The organism is Pseudescherichia sp. AS216 (assembly GCF_037152055.1).
Lineage (GTDB): Bacteria > Pseudomonadota > Gammaproteobacteria > Enterobacterales > Enterobacteriaceae > Pseudescherichia.
Genome location: NZ_JBBCMV010000059.1, coordinates 1 through 202 on the forward strand (window position 1 = coordinate 1; position 202 = coordinate 202).

General features: G+C 55.0%; 1 rRNA gene. It reads left to right on the top strand.

Features of this window, described 5'->3' with window-relative positions:
- Positions 1-202 (top strand): 23S ribosomal RNA (locus WFN61_RS20900); the annotation flags it as partial.

Below are 202 nucleotides of genomic sequence, written 5' to 3' on the forward strand. Positions count from 1 at the left end.
AGCGGCGAGCGAACGGGGAACAGCCCAGAGTCTGAATCAGCGTGTGTGTTAGTGGAACGGTCTGGAAAGTCCGGCGATACAGGGTGATAGCCCCGTACACAAAAATGCACACGTTGTGAACTCGAAGAGTAGGGCGGGACACGTGGTATCCTGTCTGAATATGGGGGGACCATCCTCCAAGGCTAAATACTCCTGACTGACC